General features: G+C 45.7%; 12 protein-coding genes. 10 read left to right on the forward strand and 2 right to left on the reverse strand.

From position 1 onward, the window contains the following. The first annotated feature begins 367 nt into the window (after positions 1-367). The 10 genes from K6T99_06975 to K6T99_07020 all read left to right on the forward strand — a co-directional run bounded on the left by K6T99_06975 (position 368) and on the right by K6T99_07020 (position 16,347). The gene (locus K6T99_06975) at positions 368-2,551 is read left to right on the forward strand and encodes a polysaccharide biosynthesis tyrosine autokinase (protein MCL6519561.1); all 2,184 of its coding nucleotides are present in this window, start codon (positions 368-370) and stop codon (positions 2,549-2,551) included. A gap of 61 nt (positions 2,552-2,612) precedes the next feature. After that, the gene (locus K6T99_06980) at positions 2,613-4,004 is read left to right on the forward strand and encodes a putative O-glycosylation ligase, exosortase A system-associated (protein ID MCL6519562.1); all 1,392 of its coding nucleotides are present in this window, start codon (positions 2,613-2,615) and stop codon (positions 4,002-4,004) included. After that, positions 4,001-5,104, forward strand: coding sequence for a glycosyltransferase (locus tag K6T99_06985; GenBank protein MCL6519563.1), 1,104 nt, complete (start codon positions 4,001-4,003; stop codon positions 5,102-5,104). The genes K6T99_06980 and K6T99_06985 overlap by 4 nt, the downstream gene beginning before the upstream one ends. Before the next feature lie 73 nt (positions 5,105-5,177). After that, complete coding sequence (locus tag K6T99_06990; protein MCL6519564.1) at positions 5,178-6,329, forward strand: glycosyltransferase; 1,152 nt, start codon at positions 5,178-5,180, stop codon at positions 6,327-6,329. Further along, entirely contained in the window at positions 6,326-7,459 is a 1,134-nt protein-coding gene (locus tag K6T99_06995; protein ID MCL6519565.1) for a glycosyltransferase family 4 protein, read from the forward strand. The genes K6T99_06990 and K6T99_06995 overlap by 4 nt, the downstream gene beginning before the upstream one ends. Continuing rightward, on the forward strand, positions 7,456-8,691 hold the full coding sequence (locus K6T99_07000) for a glycosyltransferase family 4 protein (protein ID MCL6519566.1): 1,236 nt from the start codon (positions 7,456-7,458) through the stop codon (positions 8,689-8,691). The genes K6T99_06995 and K6T99_07000 overlap by 4 nt, the downstream gene beginning before the upstream one ends. Next, complete coding sequence (locus K6T99_07005; GenBank protein MCL6519567.1) at positions 8,681-9,778, forward strand: glycosyltransferase family 4 protein; 1,098 nt, start codon at positions 8,681-8,683, stop codon at positions 9,776-9,778. The genes K6T99_07000 and K6T99_07005 overlap by 11 nt, the downstream gene beginning before the upstream one ends. A 110-nt stretch (positions 9,779-9,888) precedes the next feature. After that, positions 9,889-13,707 carry a fibronectin type III domain-containing protein gene (locus K6T99_07010; GenBank protein ID MCL6519568.1) on the forward strand — a complete coding sequence of 1,273 codons (3,819 nt, stop codon included), beginning with the start codon at positions 9,889-9,891 and terminating at the stop codon, positions 13,705-13,707. 240 nt (positions 13,708-13,947) lie between these two features. After that, positions 13,948-15,147: a hypothetical protein gene (locus K6T99_07015; protein ID MCL6519569.1), complete on the forward strand. Its 1,200-nt coding sequence runs from the start codon at positions 13,948-13,950 to the stop codon at positions 15,145-15,147. A gap of 78 nt (positions 15,148-15,225) precedes the next feature. Next, the gene (locus tag K6T99_07020) at positions 15,226-16,347 is read left to right on the forward strand and encodes an SLBB domain-containing protein (GenBank protein ID MCL6519570.1); all 1,122 of its coding nucleotides are present in this window, start codon (positions 15,226-15,228) and stop codon (positions 16,345-16,347) included. A gap of 49 nt (positions 16,348-16,396) precedes the next feature. Here K6T99_07020 and K6T99_07025 read toward each other — a convergent pair whose 3' ends face one another. Both K6T99_07025 and K6T99_07030 read right to left on the reverse strand, forming a co-directional pair. Continuing rightward, complete coding sequence (locus K6T99_07025; GenBank protein MCL6519571.1) at positions 16,397-17,563, reverse strand: glycosyltransferase family 4 protein; 1,167 nt, start codon at positions 17,561-17,563, stop codon at positions 16,397-16,399. After that, positions 17,560-18,131, reverse strand: a 572-nt coding sequence (locus K6T99_07030) for a hypothetical protein (GenBank protein ID MCL6519572.1), incomplete at its 5' end; no start/stop codon positions are given. The genes K6T99_07025 and K6T99_07030, both read right to left, overlap by 4 nt.

The following is an 18,131-nucleotide window of genomic DNA, read 5'->3' on the forward strand; positions in this document are numbered from 1 at the left end:
CCACCACAACCCTTTGAGCTACCCCAAGCGATCATAAGCACATCAAGCAATAATAAATGGGCTACATAGACAGCGCTCCAGAAACAATAGTTAAAATGAATTATCTGCAAATTAAAAAAGTAGTTTATAGCATATCCTAATGGGTAAAAACACACACGAGCAAAGAAACTAATTTAAACATTTAAAATGGGCTGACGAGTCCGCCCACTCATCAGCCCTGCTAACGACGAATGTCCATGAGTACGGTCATCGGTCGCCAGCAATTTCAATTATACCACATACGACTAGAGCAGTCAGCACCAATGTGCGCTTGCCAAGCGACCGTTCCCCTCATTATGGTTTCTTTCCAGCAGTGGAGGAATAATCAATGGATATCTGGACAGTTTACCGCATCCTAATGAAGCACAAATGGGCTATCATTTTATCTACCGCTATCACGGTTGGAGTAGCCCTATTCGGATACTCCCTTTTACCTATTTACTATGAAGCAACCGCCACTATGATGCCATCTGAAAGAGTATTGATGCACCCTACTACAATTGGAACCGCTATTGCCCCTTTAAGTGACGAGCAACGCGATGAACGTGTATCAACCTTGGCAGCAATGGCTCAAAGCCGCACAATATGTGCCATTGCCTGCAAAAAGCTGAATCTAAAAATTTCTCCATCTGAGCTTCAAAGCAAACTTACAGTAAATCGAGTTATTGACAACCAAGACGGTCGACAGACAAATTTGCTTAAACTAAAAGTCCTAATGGATGAGCCTGAAAAGGCTGTCATAGTCGCCAATGCGCTGGCAGAAAGTTTCTGTGATTTCTACGACAAAGTCAGCCATAAAGAAGCCACAGAAAACCGTAAGTTCCTTGAAGAACAAGTGCAGGAAGCACGCCGCAAGCTCAATCTCGCAGACGAACGACTGCGAAGTTTTCGAGGGCACGCTCGCATTGCAAATCTAAACACTCAAATTGAAGCTGATTTGAAAGTCTTAGCAGATCTTAAATCACAACGAGACTCTGCTATGGCACAGCTATCGGAAGTTACTGGGAACCTAGCGGCCGTGTCCAGACAAATTGCCCAGATGAGTAGTTCTAAGACCACAGTTGAAATGACTTCCGAGGGTAGTGCAACCGCAGATTTAAAAGCACGAATTTCCCAAATGGAGAAAGACCTTGCACTTCTTAGAAGCCGTTATACTCCTAAACATCCAAAGATTATTCAGCTTGAGACAACTTTGGCACGTGCCCGCGACGAACTAAATCGCACTTCGAACCAAATGACGCAAAGAATTGTAGTCACTACAAATCCTGAATATGAAGCACTTCAATCACAGAAAAGAGATCTCGAGGCTAAGCAGGCAGCAGGACAAGCTAGGATCGCTGCTTTAGACCGTGCTATTCGCGAGCGAGAAAAACAACTCTCAAAATACCCTAGCACTGATGTTGAACTTAGTAGACGAGCACTGGAAAGCAAGACAGCACAGGAAGCTTACAGCTCGATTCTTGCCCGTTGGAATCAAGCAAGAATTGACGAAAGTCTTACAACTGAAACCGGTGCAATCCAAATAATTGACCGTGCTGAAAAAGCAAGCGGACCAATTCGAAAGGGACCTGATAAAATTCAACTTATTATTGCCTCGATTTTGTTCGGCATCGCCATTGGCGCAGGTTACTCTCTATTAACCGAAAAGCTGGACGTATCCATCCGTACCGTAGAAGACGCACGCTCGCTAGTTGACTTGCCAGTTGTAGGAGTCATTCCAACACTTGAACCCGCAGTTTCGGCGATTGATGCGCCAAGGCTTACGGATTTAAACCCGGTTTCACCTTACGCGGAGTCTTATCGGTTCCTAGGAACAGATTTACTCCTCTCGGCAGAACAAGATGGAATCAAAAGCATAATGATTGCCACCGCAAAACCTCATCAAGGCGGGACTGTAACAATTTGCAATCTCGCGATTACTCTTGCGCAAGCAGGCAAGCAAGTGATACTTGTCGATGCAGACTTCCGCCGGCCCCAGCTTCATCGTGTATTTACGGTCGCCAACAAACCTGGCCTGAGTGACGCATTGTCTAATGGTATGCCAATTTCAGAAGCTTTGCACCAAACCCACATTCCAAATTTGAAACTTGTTCCATCGGGAACAAATCCAGATAACCCTTGGAAATTACTCAGGTCACGAAGATTTGTCGAAATCATGGACGAGCTTAAAGCTATGAGCGATTTTGTACTGTTCGATTCTCCAAGCGCAATGGTCTTCGCAGACGCAATTACCATTTCCTCACTAGTCGATGGAGTAATAGTTGTAATTCGTGCGAATCAACCCCCAAGGGGCAATGAGCTACAGCTTAAACACTTACTGAATAAGGCAAATGCTAATATCATTGGAGTGGTTCTAAACGCAGTTTCCCCACATTTAACAGACAGTATTTGCTTTCATGATTATTATTACTCGTCTCCTAGCCAAGGAAAATCAAGACTTGCTATTAGCAGCAGTCAAGGCACAAAAGATACTGCGGCAATCATACCAAAAGACGAAGACAAACAGGCTTGATATATATAAGAAAAAGTACCGTAGGTTTTAGCACTAAGGACATTACTTAAAAGGTAGCAGGATGAAAAGCATTGTCGGTTCACCAGCAATATCTGAACTAAAAGCACAACCTTTGAAAACTCCTCGCAGCCTGGTGATTCTCGGTTTAGTTTCGGCATTAGCGGGGCTTCTCCTTGTATTTGCCCGCCCAGGAGCATTAATGCGAATATCAGCAGCAATTGCATGCGCATGGATTACCCTAACTTTTCCTTTCGCAGGATTGATACTTTATCTGCTCGTTGAATATATGCGTCCTGGTGACGTAATGCCAAGCATTGCCAGCTGGCGGCCCGCACTTATTGTAGCGGTACTAACAATGATTGGACTGGTTATCGCAAAGTCAAAAGATCGCTCGCAAGAGATAGTATGGAGCAAACAAAGCTGGATGCTGGCGGGCTTTATATCAACCATGCTGGTATCAATAATCACAGCGATTTGGAAATCCCAAGCGCTTCAAGTAACTATCGACGCAGCGAAGATTTGGATAGTCTTTTTAATTATGACAAATTTGATAACCACTACTTACCGCTTAAAGCAGTTCACTTGGGTTATGGTCTTGCTAGGCTTCTATCTTGCAGGCCGGTCTGTATTTATGTACCAACGGACGGGTGACTTCGCAACGGGGCCGGGAGAAGGCTTCCTGGGCGACCGCAACGACCTAGCGATGGCAATGCTTGTTATACTCCCAATAGCAGGCTCTTTGTTTCAATCATCTGAGAAAATACTTGAAAAGACATTAGCTGGAACTACCTTTGTTGCTCTCATAGCAGGAATCATCTCCACATTCTCCCGGGGTGGATTTGTAGGACTCTTATGCGTCCTCTTAGGAATGAGCTTGCTTGCCAAGCGGCGGACAATCGCGTTTTTAACACTTTCAGCGCTTTTAGTTATAGCATGGTACGTATCACCTGATTCCTATAAAGAACGTATTATCTCAATTTCCCACTACCAACAGGACGAATCGGCTCAAAACCGCCTTTACGCTTGGAAAGCAGCACGGGCAATGTTTCATGATCGTCCCTTCTTTGGCGTTGGACCAGGGAATTTCGAGACAGCATACGGAAGGATATATCGTCCTCCAGGCGCACCCGGAATTTGGCGTGCACCCCACAGTATATATTTTGAATGCATCGCAGAATTGGGAATCGTAGGATGTATATTCTTCGGCTTGCTGGTAAGCCTGACGTACCTTGATTGCCTAAAAATATACTTATCTCGCACAGCTGCACCAGCCACCAATTGGGAACGCCGAATGGCCGCAGGATTTATGCTGGGCATGACTGGGTATCTGGCTAGTGCTACATTCCTATCTGCATTACTTTACTCTCATCCATATTATCTCGCTGCGCTTACCGTAAGCATGGCAAACATAATAAACTCAAGGCAACTAAAAACCGGAGGTGAACCAGTATGAGAATACTTCAAGTCGTTCCCACCTCCGGCGCAGGCGGAGCAGAGCAAATAGTACTTTCGCTTGCTAAATCACTTAAAGAAAACGGCTCAGATGTTGCCGTGGCGAGTTCAGGCAGCGACCCCTACTTATTCCAAAAGCTCAAAGAATCAGATATTAAGGCTTTTACGTTGGCCACACAAGACAGAAAATGGCAGATATTCGAGATCGCAAAAATAATCAAAACCTTCCGCCCAGACATTGTCCACAGCCATATGTTTGATGCAAACCTACCGTCTACATTGGCTAGTTTAATGTCACGCAAGCCAATAATTCTCACCATTCATTCAGTAGCGTATGAGTTGGAAACATGGAAACGGAAACTTATCAACGCACTTTTAAGCCGATGCGTTTCTCAAGTTGTAGCCGTGTCAAAAGCAGTCGCACTTAAGCTTAATAGCGCAGGTGTGCCGGCAAACAAGATTATATGCATATACAACGGAGTAGATGTCTCACAATTTATGGGGGATTCCAAGCATAAGTTCCGACAAGAACTTTGCATTGCGGATGACTCCCACCTAATGGGCATGGTAGCAAACCTCCGACCGGCAAAAGACCATGAGGTGGCAATTAGAGCAGCAGCAATGGTGATAAAAAAAGTTCCCAAGACCCATTTTATGATGGTTGGCGATGGTGTAGATAAATCTGCACAAGCACTAATGAGGCTATGTGAATATTTAGGCGTAAGCAGAAATGTGCATTTTCTTGGATTCAGAGAAGATATTCCAAACGTACTTAAATCTCTCGATTTATTCGTGCTGGCAAGCAAAGTTGAAGGCCTCCCGGTAAGCGTTATTGAAGCTATGGCGGCAGGATTGCCAGTCGTTGCAAGCAACGTAGGAGGAATGGCAGAGCTAATTGATGAGGGCATTACGGGGTTTCTCGTTCCGCAAGGCGATTATCATCGCCTTGCAGAGAAAATTGAAGTTATTCTCCGAAACCCAACCTTGGCTAAAAGCATGGGGGTTGAGGGCAGAAAAAAAGTTTTAAACAACTTCAGTCTTGGGGCAATGAAAAATGCATATTATAGCCTTTATTTAAAGTTTGGCAGGGTACAACAATAAAGCATATCAAAACGAAAACTGGGGGCCCGACGGGTAGTATTTTTAATGTTCCATACAAAAGAGGTAGGAAAATATGGAAGCGATTTTCTGGATCAGTTTTGCATTGCTTTTCTACACCTACGTCGGCTACCCATTTTCGCTAATAATTATAGGCTGTTTCCGCAGAAAACCTGTATATCGCAAGCGAATACATCCAAAATTAAGCCTCATAATAGCTGCTCATAATGAGCAAGCAGGCGTTAGATTGAAACTTGCAAATACCCTATCATTGCATTATCCTAAAGACCGGTTAGAGATCATCTTAGTATCTGATGGGTCAACGGATCGCACTGCAGAGATTGCTGCTGAGTTTGAAGAAGCTGGCGTGCGATGCCTGGTGATAAATGAATGGGTAGGTAAATCCATAGCCTTGAACCATGCAGTTCGGTTTGCAAAAGGTGAGATACTAGTATTTACGGATATTGGCGCAATAGCTGAGCCAAATTGTTTGGAAGAGCTTGTATCAAACTTTGCAGATCCAACCGTTGGATGTGTCTCTGCTGAGAATCACGTCCTTGCACAAGGAAGCGGTGCGAGCGAAGGTACATACATGAAGTATTTGATGTGGCTGAGACGGCTAGAAAGCAGGATTGGTTCTTGCACGTGTGTTTGCGGTTCATTTTATGCAATTCGCAGGGAACTCTGCCCAATATTCATACCTCATGCTGCAACAGACTTACTATCTGTTCTTGAGACAGTCAAGCGGGGGTACAGAACGATAAGCGACCCCCTTGCTCATGCCAATATAGGCGCAGTTCGCACCCAGCGTGAGGAATTTCAAAGAAAATTCCGTACCGTTCTGCTTGGAGTCGCTTGCCTGCCATACATGCTTCCCCTGCTGAACCCAATTCGCTCTGGACTTTTTTCTCTCGAGCTTTTGAGTCATAAAATTCTGCGCTGGAGTGGCGCGATATTTCTGGTATCTTTGCTGAGCGCGAATGCGTTCATTTATGGAATATCTGATTTGTACAAGGTTGCATTAGGGATTCAACTCATTTTTTACGCGCTGGCGTTTCTTGGCGCCATATCTGAGGGACTCGCCGCCAAACTAGCAATTGTTCGCATCCCATATTTCTTAATACACACGCATTTCTCCGCTCTTGTAGCATGTTGGAAATATGCTCGTGGTGAGCGCATATCAGTTTGGCAGCCATCAAAGCGCCCGCTTGAAGGAATATCAACATGAGCGCCGTGCGGCTTCTGATGATTCGAAGTACGAAATCTTATGGAGGCCCAGAGCGCCAGATTATTGGATTTGCTCGACGGCTTAACCCCAAGCTGTTTTGTCCAATAATCTGTACATTCAGCGATACGTTGGGCTGGAAAAATCCCCTACTTGAAGTTGCCGGCAGCTTTGGGCTTAAAACTTGCTTGATTCCGACTGAACGAGCTTTTGACAACAAAGGCGTTTATGCGCTGAAGCAAATAATAGAAGAACACAAGATAGACATGCTTTGCCCACAAGACTATAGGGCAAACGTTTACGCTTTCCTTGCCACTAGAGGCCTCAACATTCCGCTAGGGGCAACCGTGCATGGATATGCTGGCAATACCAATAAGGTGCGTTTATACGAGTTCCTTGACCGGATTGTCCTAAGAACAATGCACAAAATCGTTTGTGTCTCAGATGCACTCAGGACTCGACTGCGTCGATATGGATTATCCGATAGAAAGCTCAACCGAGTATACAATTCCATCGACCCCGAAGAGATATTACCAGTAGCTTCAAACGGTGGTGGGAAATCGAAAAGTTATATAGTTTGTAGCGTTGGAAGACTAAGCATCGAGAAAGGACATCGCTTTCTTCTGAATGCTTGGCGTTATGTCGTGGAGCACTTAAAAAATGCCCAGCTCGTATTAGTAGGCGACGGCCCAGAAATGCCTAACTTGTTGAGGCAAGCACAAGCCCTGGGTATTGTATCGTCAGTCAGGTTCATAGGTCATACTAACAGACCGCTTGACTACCTAAGGGAATGCGATGTTTTTGTTCTTCCCTCACTTACCGAAGGCCTGCCCATTGCACTCTTGGAAGCATGCGCGATTGGCAGGCCAGTCGTCGCATCCAACGTTGGAGGAGTCGGCGAGGTAGTGATTCCAGGATACAATGGTCTGCTTGTTCGCTCCAAGCAACCTATGGAAATAGCTAACGCCATTATAGACATTCTTACACATGCTGAAGTCGCAATAGCAATGGGCGCACATGGAAGGCAACTCATCGAGGAAAAATTTTCCTTTAAGAGAAACGTGCCTCTGCTAGAGGAAGTTTATCTTTCTTGCACTGGGGATTCACCAATAGAAGAACTGCTTGCTGCGTGATTGATTTACTAAAAATGAAAATCATGGTGATAACAACACGAATGCCGTTTCCACTCGATAACGGCGGAAAACTGCGGACATACAACTTGCTTCGACGGCTTTCGGAGAAGCACTGGATTACGTTAGTAACTTTCGAGCCAGAGGAAACTCCTCCACAAGCGTTTATACAGTCGATTTGTCGGAAATTGATAACAGTCCCAGAACCTAATAGCAATACAATGGCTTCTTTTTATTTCAATCTCCTATCCGCACCGTTTCATAGCGACCCATTAACAGTAAGGAAATACACATCCGATCTTTTGGCAAAAGCAATTCGCGACCAACTAAGCCGCGAAAAGTACGACATAATCCACTGCGAGTCAACGCCATTAGCACGAACAGCTCTACAAGCAGCAGGCAGTCCTGATTGCATCGGCACACAAAACGTCGAAGCTCAAATCTGGCTGAGATATGCTGAAACATCGGTTAATCCATTAAAACGGTTTTTTATGTTTGACCAATATCGAAAGATTTTTAAATACGAAGCGGAGACATACCGAGATTTTGCCAGGGTTTTGGTTGTTTCCAATGATGACCGGCGATTAATAGCGGATTGGTATGGACTCGACTCGGTAGTGGTGCCTAATGGGGTAGATACCGAATATTTCCACCCAAGATTCTCCGAGCGAGACCCTTTAAACATCGCTTATATTGGAGCAATGGACTGGCGGCCAAACCAAGATGCCGTACTTTATTTCTTGAAAGAAATCTGGCCCATCGTGAAAGCTAAAGTACCCAAGGTAACATTCTCAATTGTAGGTCGAAAGCCACCAAAGAGCATTCTTAAAGTAGCCAGGCTTGATAAAAGTATCGAAGTAACCGGCACCGTCAAAGATGTGCGGCCCAATCTATGCCGCGCCTCCGTATGCGTTGTTCCTCTTCGAATCGGAGGAGGTAGCAGGTTAAAAATCTTAGAGGCGCTTGCCACATGCACACCTGTGGTCTCTACAACCGTGGGTGCTGAAGGACTAAAAGGCATCGAGCCTTGGGTGGCAATAGAAGATAACCCTAGGGAATTCGCCGAACGAGTAATTCATTTGTTGAAATCGCCAACTCCAAACGAAAAAATGCAAGAAGCAAGAAAGTTTGTCGCTGAACAGTACAGCTGGAAGGCATCGGCAGAACGCATTGAAAGTGTTTGGAATGATTTGCCAAAAACTTCGCGCCCGGGGTTGTTTCAACATGCGGCTTAGACTTTGCTTATTAAACATTGCATATTCGGGAGCAAATCCGCATCTCATACGCGAGCTATCGCGTCGCGTGGATTTGGATATTGTGGATGTACCGTTTCCTAAGCTTACTGACTTAACACTCAAGCTGAAAACGTTCCATCCACGACTGGCCGTGTGGAAGCGCCGCTATTCGCGGGCTTTGAACCAGGCATTCAAAAGCTATCAAGTTTTCAAAGCCCGCAGCCGGCTAGCGGCGCAGGGAATTTCGAACCTTCCAAAACGGCCAGATGCAATACTGCAAATCGGCGGGCTTTTCTCGCCAGGCCGCGCTGATATCCCTTACGCAACTTACAATGATTTCACTACAGCACTTGCTTCGAGGGAGTATCCCCCGTGGGCAGAGTTCAAGGACATAAAATCTGCTAATCGTTGGTATGAACTTGAGACAAAACTCTATCAGCAAGCTGGTAGGGTTCTCACTCTAAGCGACTACACTCGCAGGTCCATCATTATCGATTATGGGGTGTCTGAATCGAAAACAAGAACTGTGAGAGCAGGCATTAACTTCTCGTCTATCCAAGAGCGCACTAATGGCTATGACTGCAGAACAATCTTGTTTGTCGGTTATGACTTTGCGCGAAAAGGTGGCCCGACGTTGCTTGATGCCTTCGCACTTGTGCGAGAAGAGCGTCCAGATGCCCAACTCATCATAGTCGGCCCACAAATCAACGAGCAACCTGGGGTAAAATGTTTGGGCCAAATTACTGATAGAAAGCAATTAATAGGTCTTTACCATAAAGCTTCTCTGTTTGTAATGCCTAGCATTTGTGAACCATTCGGTTTTGTCTTCTTGGAAGCCATGGCTTCCAAGCTCCCATGTATTGGCACGACCTGCGATGCGATGCCCGAGATTATAGAAAACGGACGAACAGGATTTGTTGTGCCGCCTGGAGATCAGCAGGCCCTTGCGGAGGCAATCCTGAAACTACTTGGCTCACGTGAGCTCCTCGCCACGATGGGCGAGCGAGGCAGAGAAAGGGTCAGTAAGCTTTTTACATGGGAACAAACTGCTAAACATATAGTGGAGGAGGTAGAAGCAATGCTCTAAAGACGATTACAAATCAGAAGCAAAAATTCTTTTCTATTCGAAGAACAAGAGACATTAAAAATTAACAATTTGGCCAACAGGCCAACGAAAAGAAAGGGGTTTTATGAACTTTGGGGCACAGTAAGGTACACGTATTAAAATTAGCGTTTGTTATCATTCTCATCGCTTGCGCTGTAGAATGCGTGACTGCACCTGTCAAAACATCAGATTATCCTTGGATTAACACAAATGCAATTGAATACCTCCAGCCAACAGATGCGGTTGCTGTGCTGGATGCTCAACACTTTGACTCGGCGCTTAGTCCAGAACGATTTAGTAAGGTAAAAACTGAGCGCCCGGGAAAACTATGCTTGAAGTATCAAATCTGGCGAGATACATATGTCAATGAATGGGCTGCATTCGAGCGCCAAAAGCAAGAAACTTGGGCACGGAATAATGGTAAGAATGCAGAAGACTTCTGGTGCCATTATGCAAATGACGTCACGGTTTCTTTATCAACTGGCAAAAAGGTAATTCCTGGCTGGAATCCAGCCAACGACGCCAACCGCGATGATATTCGAGACTACAAGAGTGATTACGGGACAGCCACAGCAGTAGGCACTGGCTATCTTCAAGATACAACAAAGAACTGGGTTCCCAATGAATGGGCAGGCCATATTCTCGTTGACCGCTTAGGAAACCAGTTCACCATAATAAGCAACACTGCCACTCAGATCAACGTCTCAGGAACTCCTGCATCTGGGCGATATGGTCTATCACATGTAAACTCGGCAGACCACAAAGCGACTGCCAGGACACGAGCCGAGGCGCGCGTTAGGGTCCATGCATGGGGAGATGCTTCATACCCTGATGCGTGGGTGCAAAACTACTCATCTCAAGACTACTGGGCATATCGAAGATATGATGTGCAACAACTGATAGTCGAGGGCAACACAAGCTGGGACCCGGGCGCTGATACCCGTTGGGACGGCATTTTCGTGGATTCTACCCTACCCTACTACGACTGGCCAACCGTTGTTGATGGTCAGGACCGCGTTCTCGAATATCCTAATAGGGACCCTGCAATATACAAGCAACACACCATCAACTTGATAGCTTACGTTAAGGCTGGAATTGGTAACAAATTAATATGCCCAAATACATGCGGCTTATTCCCTGAAGCCGGGGATGCTGGCGGTGCAGTATACGAGGAAAACACCATCAGCTTCACTGGAGCTCAAGGCCCATCAAAGTGGGAACAGTGGCGCACCAGAAATGCAAAAGGTGTCTACTGCTTCACCGGCTACTTCTTTAGCTACTCTGACCGAGCGCGCGAGCAGATTCATTTCCTAGCTCACCACTATATCGCGCAGGAGCCTTATATCTACTTCGGAATATACGGCTTTGGATATACGCCGGTTCAGTGGTTTGCAGCAATGGAAAAGGATGTAGGCACTCCAACTGAACCTTACTCAGTCTGGAAGAGCGGTACAGACCCAGTCGGCCAATCCTACGTCATTTACAAGAGACAATACACAAAGGCTCTCATTCTATGCCGCCCAATGAACCCTGCAGGGCAGAGCAATTTCGGCGACGCATCAAGAGTGACATTTGCGCTTCCCTCATATACTACCGCTGATGGAGGAACATCAAATCGCTACTACGGTCTGCGAGCCGACGGAACTCTCTCAGAGGCAATCACATCAATAGGTCTCCGCAACGTGGAGAGTGCCATACTTTTCCCTGCAGATACGGCTAGCCAACCTCAAACTGATACTACGCCACCTGTCATTTCAGGTGTATCAGTCACTAACATAGGTCCAAACAGCGCAACCATAACTTGGACAACAAATGAAAACGCCACCTCAGTGGTAGAATATGGTACGACAACTTCTTACGGTACCACTATTTCCAACGAAACAGTCCTATCTACTTCTCATAACATTACGCTAACAGGCCTTCAGCCTTCGACAACCTACCATTACCGCGTACAATCCAAAGACTCAGCAGGAAACAACGCAGTCAGTGCCGATTATACGTTTACTACTTCGGCGGATGTAACGGCGACTGCGCCATTTATTAGATCGTGGCTGGTATTAGGGCCGTTTAATAACACGAATAGAGATGGGTATAATTTAAGTTTAATTGGTGAAACATCTGTTTCACCAACATCTGGAGACGTGGCCGGTGGGTTGACATGGACTCCTCATCAATCTACAAGCGACCTCATTGACTTTGCATCTATCTTCAACCCGAACATTGACACCGTTGCTTACGCCCACATTTACGTGAAATCTCCATCGGCTCAGAACTGCCAGTTGTGGCTAGGCTCGGATGACGGCATCAAGGTGTGGATAAATGGCACGCTAGTACATGACAACTTCGCTTACCGCCCTGCGGTAAAAGACCAAGACAAGGTTTCAATTAGCTTCCAAGCTGGTTGGAACCGAATGCTAATAAAAGTAGACCAAGTTGCGGGAGGCTGGGGCTTTTATGCACGCATATGTGATTCGAACGGAAAAGAAATACCCGGATTAGAGTATGCGCTTGACAATCCGCAGAGCCCTCCACCAGATACAACGCCACCAGCAATATCTGCCGTATCTGCAACCATAACATCTTTCAACCAGGCTACGATTACCTGGAAGACGGATGAGCCAAGTACTTCTGTGGTTGAGTATGGCCCAACAGCCGCATATGGCAGCAATGTATCAGATACAACATTGGCAACCCAGCACTCAATTATATTAACTGGGTTAATGCCGGGCACCACATATCACTACAGAGTGAAATCTGCCGATGCATCGGGCAACCTTGCGGTTAGCGCAGACCTAGTGTTTATCACGCCAACGCCACCTGATACTACTCCGCCAACAATTTCGGGAATCTCAGCTCAATCGGGAGCGACTGATGCAACAATTAGCTGGCAGACCGATGAAGCAGCAACTTCGACGGTTGAATATGGAACATCAACATTATATGGTTATGAAACAACCGACTCAACGCTGGTAACACAGCACACTGTAAGGCTAACGTCGCTCTCGCCAGACACACTATACCATTACCGTGTCTGCTCAACTGATGCATCGGGCAATGAGGCAGTAAGCAAAGACTATACGTTTGCTACCCTGCCAATGACTACCACCGGGCCGGCATCCTACATTCGAGAATGGCTGGTAATTGGCCCATTTAACAATACAAACCGTGCTGGATTATCAACTGACTATATTGGCGAGGCTACAATTACGCCATCAACAAACAATATCTCCAACGGTTTGACGTGGTGGGCGTACAAATCTCCTATCGATGTTATTGATTTGAGCGCCATACTGTATCCAACTGATTATTCCGTGGCGTATGCTCATCTATACATCAATTCACCTTCCGAGCAAGCGTGCGAACTCCGCCTTGGATCTGATGATGGCGTAAAAGTATGGTTGAACGGCACACTAATCCACGAGAACGCCGCTTGGAGACCCGTTATCAAAGACCAAGATAAAGTTCCTATTACGCTAAAACAAGGCTGGAATCAACTTTTGATTAAGGTCGACAACCTCACAGCTGGCTGGGGATTCGCAGCTAGAATCTGCAACACAGCCGGCAATGAAGTGCCAGGCCTTGTCTATCAGTTGGATAATCCTGTTCCAAAAGACATGACGCCGCCAAGGGTAGTCTCCGCTAAGGCAATAGACCGCTATACAATAATTGTATACTTTGACGAGCCAGTTACGGCCGAAACTGCGAATGTTGTCACAAACTACAGTACTACTGCTAAAGTGAAGCTCCAAAGTGCAAACCTTCAAGCGGATGGCAAGAGTGTTCTCTTGAAAACAACTCGTCACTACCGCGGAACTTATACATTGAGGGTCATCAACGTATCTGACCTTGCTGGCAACAAAATACCATCGGTGGGAGCGATTAATAACACTGCAACCTACACTGTATACTAACACCAAGGTTGAGTCCAGCTAAGTTGATATGTTAATAAAAGGGGTGCCATAGGGAATTCCAATAATCGCTAATTCTCATGGCACCCCTAATTTTAAATTTCCCACTGAAACCAACACCCGCCAAAATTAACTTTCCACAGCATGCGCCCCGTAAAAAGGGTTAAAGCAACGTAAATTAGGTTATAAAGTCAATAAGAAAGCTAATCAGAGTCTTTTGAGAAACTTGGTGCGGCAAGCAATTTGAACGGACTGCGACGTGAATTACTTTTAATAGTAATCATCAGCATAGTACTAATCGCCATTGGTCATTCTATCGTCATCCAACGGAAACCTGATGGATTATCTCCTTGGACACGCATGACGCCTGATGCGCTTCAATATATATCTATGGCAAGTGGGTCAACTTCTTCGCCTCCGTTTTCGTACAGAGTTCTCGTGCCATATCTAGCCTCACTTCTGCCGATGCCTCCAGACCGAGCGCTTAGATTAATTACCTATTTATGTCTTGGCACATTATACTTTTCGAGTTTACTTAACCTTACTCGGCTTGGATTTGCTTTTCCAATTAAACTAGCTAGCATTCTTTGTTTTTTCGCCTCAACTGGGCATCTTTACTTGTACTCAAATCCATACCTGACAGATGCTTTTGGGTTAATGAGCCTTTCCATGATGCTTTATGCCCTCTCTTTTGGCAATTCCATACTTTTCGCAATCACAACTGGAATAGGAGTCCTAGCGCGGGAAACCACGCTTTTTCTCGTACCTGCGTTTCTCATTACCAAACAATGGCGAACTTTTATTGTTATTATTTTTATTTCATCCTTTGCTTTTGTAGCACCAAGATTACTCACAAATAACGATGTCTACCATCAGAGCTTTGTATTCCCATCAAATTTGGCTTACTTCATACAGATATATTTGATATTTGGGGTGCTCTGGATACCAATGTTCCTGGGACTAGCCATGTGCAATAGAAAGGCTTTTCCCGCCATCAGTACATCCTTTGCTTGCCTGTTATTCGGCGCTTTACTTACAAGCACGTTAGCTACAGACACCATACGGATGTTTGCAATTATGCTGCCGATTGGAGCACTATGTTGGGCTTATTATTTTGAAGGATTATGGCATCGGTGTCGTGGATTGGCTCTTATACTCTTAATATTCGTTCTCACGGGAATTCCATTAGCACTGCCAACTTCTTTTCTTCTAAACATTGCAAATGAAATTATCAGTTGGGAAGATTTCTACTTCCGACTGAAATATCCTGTTGCGATATTCCACGCCATTGGCTTTACACTAGCCATAGCAAGCGCTTTTATTCTAAAACAAGAGCTTGCAGCTGGCATTCATGAAAAGCTTGACTTGCTTTGTTCATCTCTTTGCTTAAAATCAACCAAAAAGCTGTGGCTTGGCAAAAGGTTTAGCAACAAACGCCCATAAGAACATGGACCAAGCATGTTTTACCGCCAACTCCCAAGGGAATACTAATTCGTCAGTCCTTTGCGCAGGAGGTCTGCCATGCAGAAAAATATCTTATGTCTGACACTTATCATTCTCCTTTGTACATGTTCATTCGCCGCAGAGATACAAAATGAACACAAGCTTGGGCGAGGTGACCATATTAGGATAAACGTCTTGGACGAGCCAGAAGTCACGAAAGAGGCTGTCATTGGCGACGATGGATATATCTCGCTTGCGCTTATAGATAGAATTAAACTCGAAGGGATGACCTGCGCCGAAGCAGCCGAAGCGATTCGAAACGCTCTCAAAGAGTACATTGTTCAACCGGAAGTTTCGGTGGAGCTCATCGCTGTTGGAAAGAAACGCGTATTTGTCGCTGGCGAGGTACAAAAGCGCGCTGTGCTAATGCTTGAGCCAAATGCAAGACTTATGGAAGCTCTGGCTGCAGCTGAATACCTAAATACCGCCGACCTTTCAAATATAACCATCCAAAGAAAATCACAGATAATAAACACTGACCTTACGCTCTTCCTTTCAGGCAAAGACCTTACACCAAACATACTTCTTGAAGATGAAGACACGATAATTGTGCCACGTCAGAACTTAGCCGATGCAATACTTGTCCTGGGTGCGGTGAACAAAGCAGGCACAACGGCCCTGAAGCCCGGCATGACAATTCGAGAAGCAATTGCCGCAGCTGGGGGCGTAACTCCGGATGCAGATACCTCAAAGATAACTCTTAAGCACGATGCAAGCCAGGAAGCAATCCCCATAGACTATGACCGTGCAATGGCTGGAGATCCAACCGCTGACTTAACTGTCAGTGCAGGTGATACGATCTTTGTCCCAAAACTTGATGACGCATATTTTGTCATACAGGGCGGCGTCAAAAATCCTGGACGTTATTCGCTAAAAGGAAGAATGACGATTGAAGAGGCAACGGCAGAAGCTGGAGGACTGACCAAAGACGCCAAAATTGACCAAATTGAAGTTGTCCATACATCCGGCGGTATCGTCAGGTCAGAAAAGGTTAACCTTGACAAAATTAGAAAGGGCCAAAGCCCAGTTGTTGTCATCCAACCCGGTGACACCATCGTTATTCCAACCAGGCGAACCTCCCCTGATTTCCTGCAGATTTTAAGTGTTCTGGGAAGTCTAGGCTGGATTCTGGTGCGCTAGAAACACAAGTGCCACATCACCAAGAGGCAAACACTAAGCGCGAGTGCTATTATTTTGCAAGTGATAGCGCTCTTTCAAGTATTGGGTATAGTTGTTCCCAATCAAAGGTCTGTTTCCCGTAATCGAAAGACTCCTGTGCAAGCTTTTGCCCTAACTCAGGCGACCGCAGCAACTCCACGCATTTTTCAGCAAGCACTTCAGGTGTGTCTCCAATAAGAAGATGGACGCCGTCTTTAGCGCCAAGACCTTCACAACCAATTGAAGTTGAAACAACCGGCAGTCCCTTTGCCCATGCTTCGAGTATCTTGATTCTAGTGCCGCCAGCAATCCGCAAAGGAACAACGAGAAACGCTGACTTTTGGATGAACGGCTCGAGGTTCTCTACAAAACCATGCATTGTAACGCCTTGCACCTTGCTTAGTCTAGCTAGCTCAGCTGGATAGCTTCCGACAATATCCAATCGAGTATCGGCATCCATTTTTATAATCTTAGGCCAGACAGAATCGCAAAACCAAGCAATGCCATCGGCACACGGACCATAGGTCATACACCCGAAGAAGAGTATACGCTTCTCTTGGCGGTAGCGAATATTCGGAGATTTAAAATCAAATCCATTTGGCAAGACAATAACCGAGGATTTTACCTTCCCATCGAGAACAGATAAATCATTAGGGTTAGACACCAACACAACATTTGCGCGTCTGAGCATCGCCCATTCATCTCTTGCAAAAGGTATAGTGTCCAAGGTTATCACAAATCGCATTAAAAGCTGGCTATGCCGAGCTAACTGAGAATACTTGCGGGACTCGAAATCATCCATATCATAGACGCACGGAATATCATCAACACAACCGGCCATCCACAGCGGCGTCGCCTGGTAATACCAGGTAACATCAGGCCGCACTTCGTCTATAAGATTGAGCATTGATTCCCTGAAAACGTCCTTATGTGCAGGATGCATCACCATTCGATATCTCGTCCACAGTCTGCTCAGGAGGGACCGACTGAAGGTTGTCGCTTTACGATTAAGCATTCGCAAGCGACATTTGGGCCATTGGTCAGACTCAGGCTCTTCGCCTTCGGCTGGGTTATCAGTCACAAGGGCAATGGTAACATCGTGGTTACGTGCAAGACCTTTGATTACGTGGTAGCTTCTTATTCTCGAACCGACAGTCAGAGGCCACGGACGCTGAGTTACGACGTACAGTATTTTCATTGCCGTGCATTTACGTCCTTTGTCAAACTTGCAAGTAGGCTCTCACCGGATGCAAACTCCAGCCTGAGATGCTCCATCAATCCAACTATTGCTAACCACCTCGAGAACATTGCTGACCAGCGGAAAGTCAAACCTAACCAAAGCCATTCTGCAAAGTGCTTAATAATATTCTTTCCGACCCAGCAATTACGTCTCAGCAATCTCCAGAATGGCTCAGAATTTCGAGAATATTCCTGAGGATTCCAAAGGCGAATACTTGAGCGGTATATTTTTGCCCAATTTACATAATACTTCTTGCTTGCACGGTTGCCGTGGACCCTATGGTACAACAAAGCTTTCGGAAGATATACAACTGTGTGGCCTTCTTTTTGAAGCCTTTGAACTAGTACCGTTTCTTCGCCGCAAACGATTGAATCCCCATTTCTGCCCATCTCAGTTGGAAAACCTGGAGTTTTGCTTAGGACTTCTGTGCGAAAAGCCATGTTGCATCCAAATGGGCATAGCGACATCGGTCCTTCGGGGAGGTCTGGTTCAAAATGTGAAATCATCACACGAATTGTGTAGGGCC

The sequence above is a fragment of the Armatimonadota bacterium genome (assembly GCA_023511795.1).
Taxonomy (GTDB): domain Bacteria; phylum Armatimonadota; class UBA5829; order DTJY01; family DTJY01; genus JAIMAU01.